The following is a 6,000-nucleotide window of genomic DNA, read 5'->3' as shown; positions in this document are numbered from 1 at the left end:
GTGCCGGCGCCCCAGCTTCAACGCCTCCTCGAGCACGCCGTGCATGCCCATCGCCTTGGCGTCCGCGACCACCTCGGGGAGGGAGGTACGGGCCTCGTCCCGCTCACCCTCCGCCAACAGCGCGGCCAGCAAGCGCACCCGAACCGGCAGGGCCACGCCCGCACCCACGTGACTGGCCGCGTCGTACGCCGCACGCCACAGCTCCACCGAGGGCTCACCACGGTGCTCGGCCCGGAGGGCGAGCGCCACGGACGTGCTGTGTCCCAGGAAGGAACGTCGTGCGTCGCCATCGAGCCCCGTTTCCGCGCGTGCCAGCAACACGTCGGCTGCGGAGACTAGGTGGTCGGCGGAGCCGGCTCCCGTCCTCTCCGCCGCTTCGATCGCGAGGTACGCCAGGTGGGCGACCAGGCCACAGCCGACTGGGCTGTCCGACTGCTCGAACATGTCCAGCCACTGCTCGGCCGAGGTCAGGGCTTCGTCGACCAGGCCGTTGGCCAGGAGAACCTGGATGTGGGGAACCATCCACTCTCCGTCAGGGGGGATGTTCGACGATCGGATCGATCGGATGCGCTCACGATCGAGATCCAGCGCCGCGACAGCGTCTCCACGCATGAGTCGCGCCCGCACCCGGGGATACATCACCTCGAGGCCGTCATCACGCAGGTGCCACTCGTCGACTGCCACATCCAGCGCACGCTCCGCCTCGTCGAGACGGCCGGCGTGGAGGAGTCCCTCGCCCAGCTCGAGTGCCGCACGTCCGGCGCAGTACACGAAACCCTGCCTGCCACTCTCGCGCATCGCCCACTCGGCAAGGTCCCTCCCTGCCGCCCAGTCCAACCCAGCCATCATGATCTTGGCCTTGGCCAGGCTGGCGAAGTAGTGGTCAGCCAGCACCCGGGACCGTGACACGGTCCGCGAGACACCGTCCATGCAGGCGGCCGCTTCGCGGAGGTCGCCCATCATCATGGCCAGCCACCCGCGTCCGAACCACGTGTAGCCCTCGATGACCGGCAGGTCGAGCGCGGCTGCCATCTCACCCGACCGCACCCGAGCCGCGTGGCTCAGCGCCATGTGGTGGAAGCGGTAGTGCCACTCTCCCAAGACGCAGATCGCGTAGGCCAGGTCACGGCTGGGCTCGTCCCCCAGGAGCTCGATGGCCCGCTCGATGGCCCGAGCCTGCGTGATGTACCCGTCCAGCGCGTCGTACAGCCCGGCGTACGTCGTGTAGACGCGGGCGGTCACGACCGGGTCGGACTCATCGGCCACCAGGTCAAGGGCCTCGCGGATGGCCGCCATCGGCCGGGCACGGTCGAGCTCCTCGACACCGGCCCGCGCCAGCTGGCGAAGGAGGTCGGCCTTGGCCGGCTCCTCGTCGGGCGGTAGGTGGTCCCGGAGCTCGATGGCGCGTTCCAAGAGGGCGATCGCGTCGGGCAGGCCGAGTGTGAAGGACGTGGTCCCGGCCCGGCTCGCCGCACGGCAGGCGCGGGCGACGTCGTGAGCCGCATGCCAGTGGAACGCGAGCAGGCTGAGCTCGCTGATCCCTGGGTCGTCACCGGCGAGACGTTCGAGTGCCTCGGCCAGGAGCGCGTGCGACTTCGTGCGCTCCCCTGGCAGCAGGTCGTCGTACACCGCTTCCCGCACCAGCCCGTGCCGGAAGTCGAGGCGTTCGCCCGCGCGGCGCACGACATGCGCCTCGATTGCCTCGGCCAGGACCTCGTCGAGGACCTCGTGGTCCAGAGCCGTCGCCTCGGCGAGGAGTGCTGGCCACAGGCGGCTGCCGTGGGCGGAGGCCAGCCGCAGCACCGCCCGCGTCCGGTCCGAGAGGGCGTCGACCCGCGCCAGCAGGAGGTCACCCAGGGCGTCGGGCAGACCTTCCCTGCCGGCGACGAGCAGCTCTTCGGCGTACAGGGGATTGCCTTCCGAGCGCGTGTAGAGCTCGTGCAGGAAGTGGCCGTCGACGCTGCCCGCCCGCGCCTCGACCAGAGCCCCGACTTCGTCGAGATCGAGGGCGGACAGCTCTGCACGCACCGAGCCCGGATGACGCACCAGCTCGGCCAGCGCGCCGCGGAACGGGTGCTTCCTCCCGATCTCGTCGCTGCGGTACGTCGCCACCAGGCAGAGCTGCCCAGTCGTGGTCCGGGCGACGGACGTGACGAGGTCGATGGTCGCCCTGTCCGCCCAGTGCAGGTCCTCCAGGACGACCAGGACAGGCTCCTCAGCGACCTGCTCGGCGATCGCGAGAGCGAGCTCGTCCACGCTGACGGCGTCCGCCTCCCCACGCAGGTACGGCGCCAGGCGTCGGGTCACCGGCGGCAGCCCCTCGTCGGGCCGGCCGGCGATCGCCTGACGCAGCGCCTCCCGCACCGGCCGCAACGCCACCCCGTCGTCGATGTCGAGGCAGTGACCCACCAGCACCCGAAAGCCACGTGATCGCGCGTGGTCGGCGACCACGCCGACCAGCGACGTCTTGCCGATCCCGGCGTCGCCCCCGACGAGGAGGACGCGCGGATCGCCGGACGCGGCAGCGTCCAAGGCCGCGTCGGCCTCCTCGATCTCGCGATCCCGCCCGAACAGCGTCGTCACTCGACCACCGCCAGGTCGCGGGCGACGGCAGCGGCCTCCGTGCGGTTGGTGACACCGAGCTTGGCCAGCAGGTTCGTCACGTGCACCGAGACGGTCTTCTCCGAGATGAACAACTTCTCCGCGATCGCCCTGTTGGTCGCCCCCGTCGCCAGCACGTCGAGCACCTCACGCTCGCGACTGGTCAGGATGTCCAGCTTCGAGGGCCGGTCGTCACCCGGTACCGGGATGCGATGGCGGCGTCCCAGCCTGATCGCGTCCTCGAGCACTCCGTTCATGCCCATCGCCTTGGCCTCCGCGACCACCTCGGGGAGCGAGGTACGGGCTTCGTCCCGCTTGCCTTCGGCCAGGAGCGCCCGGACGAGACGCCATCGGATCGGCAGCGCGACACCGTCGCCGATCGTCCGGGCTCCGTCGAACGCAGCCCTCCACCGATCCGCCGCCGGTCGGCCATGGATCTCGGCCCGCAGGGCCCGCGCGCACAAAAGCGAGAGGGACCACACCGTGATCGGCGTGAGCACGAGCGCGTCGTCCACCGATGCGAGAAGCGCATCGGCCCGCTCCACCAGGTCAGGAGCAGGGGAGCCGAGGACCCGTCCCGCCAGGGCAGACTCGTACGCCGCGTGCGCCAGCCCCGCAGCTGCCTGTGGGTTGTCCGAGCCCGCGAAGTCGACCAGGTGGTCGCGGACGACGGTGTGTGCGTCCTCGACGAGGCCGTTGGCGATGAGCACCTGGGCATGGAGCAGGAGCCACTGCAGGTCGGGGAGCACGTTCCACTGGCCGACCGCGCGCATCCGCTCGCGTTCCAGGGGCAGTGCAGCCTGGGCCCGTCCCTGGAGCAGGAGAAGCCGGACACGAGCCAGGTGACCACGGATCAGGTCCGGCGTGACGAGATCTCCGGACAACTCGTCCAACATCGACTCGGCCTGCCTCAGCTCGCCGGCACCGATGAGGCCATGGACCACCTCGAGACCGGCTCGAACGGCCTGGGCGGGAAGGCCGCGGGTGAGTGCCTCGTTGCGTGTCTCGCGAGCAAGGCGGAGACCCGCGGGGGGATCGACTCCCGAGAGGAGCATGAAGGCGCGCTCCATGTCGAAGATGAGAGCCTCGCCCTCCAGGCCGGCGCGACGGGCCGCGGCAGCCGCGGCCTCGGTGTCGGTGAGGCCACGCTGGTAGTCGCCCCGGTAGAAGTAGCCCCCTCCTCGCGCGCCCAGACCCTCGTACAAGACCTCTGGAGCATCCAGGGCGGTCGCGATCTCGATCGCGCTCTCGGCATCCGCGATGGCTGCCGTGAAGTGTTCGTGGTGCAGCTGCCACTCCGCCCTGATCGCGAACGCACGGGCGCGCTCGTGCGACGGTCGATTGCCGAGGCGCTCCAGGGCACGGTCCAGGGCGTCGAGATGGGTGAGGTGCCCGGGCAGTTCTTCGAAGAACACCGCGTAGGCCGTGTAGACACGGGCGGCCAGCTGTGGGTCGGTGTCGTCTCGCAGCTCGTCGAGGGCCTCGCCGAGCAGCCGACGCGTTCGATCGAACTCGAGATTGCGCTCACACGCGCGCGCCAACATCCACAACAAGTCGGCACGAGCCGGCTCCGCGCCGGGTACCTGAGAATGCAGCTCCAGCGCGAGGTCGAGGTGGGTGATCGCTTGGGCGATCCCCAGGGTCCGTGCTCTGAGGCCGGCCCGAACGGCCGCTCCATACGCGCGCGGCACGTCGTTGGCTGCGTGCCAGTGGAAGGTCAGCTGGCCGAGGTCTGCCATGGCGGGCCGGCTTCCGATGGTCCGTTCCAGGGCCTCCGCCAGGCGGCGGTGGGCCTTGGACCGCTCCCCCGGCATCAGGTCGTCGTACACAGCCTCACGGACGAGGCCGTGGCGGAAGTCGAGGTGGTCACCGACCCGACGGACCACGTTCGCGTCGATCGCCTCGCGCAGGCACGCGTCCACGGCATCGGCACCGAGTCCGGACGCCTCGGCCAGCAGCACGGAGTCCAACCGACTGCCGTGCGCGGAGGCCAGGCGCAGCAGTCCACGGGCCTCGTCCGACAGGGCGTCGGCCCGCGCGAGCAGCAGGGCTCCCAGCTGCTCGGGCAACCCGTCGGGACCGGCGGCCAGCAGCTCCTCGGCGTACAGGGGGTTTCCCTCGCTGCGCTCGAACACCGACCGCGTCACCTCGGCGTCGTCGAGCCCGCGGCTCGTCACGATGCCCGCGATCCCGTCGGCGTCGAGAGCACGCAGGTCCAGGCGGGAGGCGGACGGGCTGCGGCCCAGCTCCGCCAGCGCCCCGAAGAACGGATGCCGACGGGTCACCTCGTCGGCGCGGTGGGTCAGGACCAGACACAACGGACCCGTCGCGGTGCGAGCGACGGCCACGGCGAAGTCGACCGTCGACCGGTCCGCCCAGTGCAGGTCCTCGAGCACCAGCAGGATCGGGCCCTCGGCCGCCAGCTCGGCCACCACCAAGGCCAGCTCGTCCACCGTGACGGCGTCCGCCTCGCCCCGCAGGTACGGCGCCAAGCGTCGGGTCACCGGCGGAAGTCCCTCGTCAGACCGAAAGACGACGGCTTGTCGCAGCGCCTCCCGTACCGGGCGCAGCGCGACCCCGTCGTCGATGTCGAGGCAGTGACCCACCAGGACGCGGAAGCCACGTGATCGTGCGTGGTCAGTGACCACGCCGACCAGCGACGTCTTGCCGATCCCGGCGTCGCCGCCGACGAGGAGGACGCGCGGCTCACCGGACGCAGCAGCGTCCAAGGCCGCGTCGGCCTCCTCGATCTCGCGATCCCGCCCGAACAGTCCGCGCAGTGGTGTGCCCATCGATCCGCCTGCCCCGAGGGGTCTGCGCGTTACCGGGGCGCCTCAGTATGTCGCCTGTGCCCCGGCTGGGTCACCGAGTTGTCCGCCGCGCGCAGACGAGGGGCAACACGAAGGGGCCCCACCCGGGAAGGGGCCCCTTCGAGTCGGTCCCGCCTCGAGCGGGGCCACGTCTGTTGCCGGAGTCAGTCGACGAACGTCCTCCAGGTCTGGGTGACCGACCGGCCGTAGCCGCCGGCCTTCGGGACCAGCCCCTTCCAGTACCAGGAGCCGGTCCGCGGCGCGTAGACACGGGTGCGCCAGCGGCCCTGGGCGTCGGTCTCGACCTTCTTCACCAGCTTCCACTCGCAGCCCTTGCACAGCCGCTTGTAGACCTGCACGTTGCGGTGCTCCCAGCCCGGCTCCACGTCCCCCTTGAAGATCAGCCAGCCCTTGGCGTTGCGGAACACCTCGTCGTTCATGGCGCGCTTGGGGAGGTCGGCGGAGTACGCCGGGGAGAACCCGGTCACGAGAGCAGCGAGAAGCGCCGCGACGAGGAGGGTCGACGGGCGCACGACCCCCTCGTACCCGTCGCGTCCACGCCCCAAACCCGCGTCGGGAGCGATTTCTG

The 6,000-nt window shown here is 71.0% G+C and carries 3 protein-coding genes; all 3 read right to left on the bottom strand.

What is annotated here, in order from left to right; all coding sequences use genetic code 11:
- A partial coding sequence (locus ISU07_RS05425) for an ATP-binding protein (RefSeq protein WP_194705653.1) occupies window positions 1-2,583 on the bottom strand: 2,583 nt, incomplete at its 3' end.
- On the bottom strand, window positions 2,580-5,393 hold the full coding sequence (locus ISU07_RS24680) for a helix-turn-helix transcriptional regulator (RefSeq protein WP_194705652.1): 2,814 nt from the start codon (window positions 5,391-5,393) through the stop codon (window positions 2,580-2,582). The genes ISU07_RS24680 and ISU07_RS05425, both read right to left, overlap by 4 nt.
- Window positions 5,394-5,575: 182 nt before the next feature.
- Window positions 5,576-5,944 carry a hypothetical protein gene (locus ISU07_RS23835; RefSeq protein ID WP_228521117.1) on the bottom strand — a complete coding sequence of 123 codons (369 nt, stop codon included), beginning with the start codon at window positions 5,942-5,944 and terminating at the stop codon, window positions 5,576-5,578.
- Window positions 5,945-6,000: the final 56 nt, after the last annotated feature.

Origin of the sequence: Nocardioides islandensis (genome assembly GCF_015352455.1) — a bacterium.
Classification (GTDB): domain Bacteria; phylum Actinomycetota; class Actinomycetes; order Propionibacteriales; family Nocardioidaceae; genus Nocardioides; species Nocardioides islandensis.
Note: the sequence above shows the minus strand (reverse complement) of the source record. Positions and strands in the feature narration are given on the sequence as shown.

What these genes read in the sequence shown, in the direction of transcription:
- ISU07_RS24680 (WP_194705652.1), bottom strand. Translation starts at nt 5,393, where the DNA reads ATGGGCACACCACTGCGCGGACTGTTCGGGCGGGATCGCGAGATCGAG.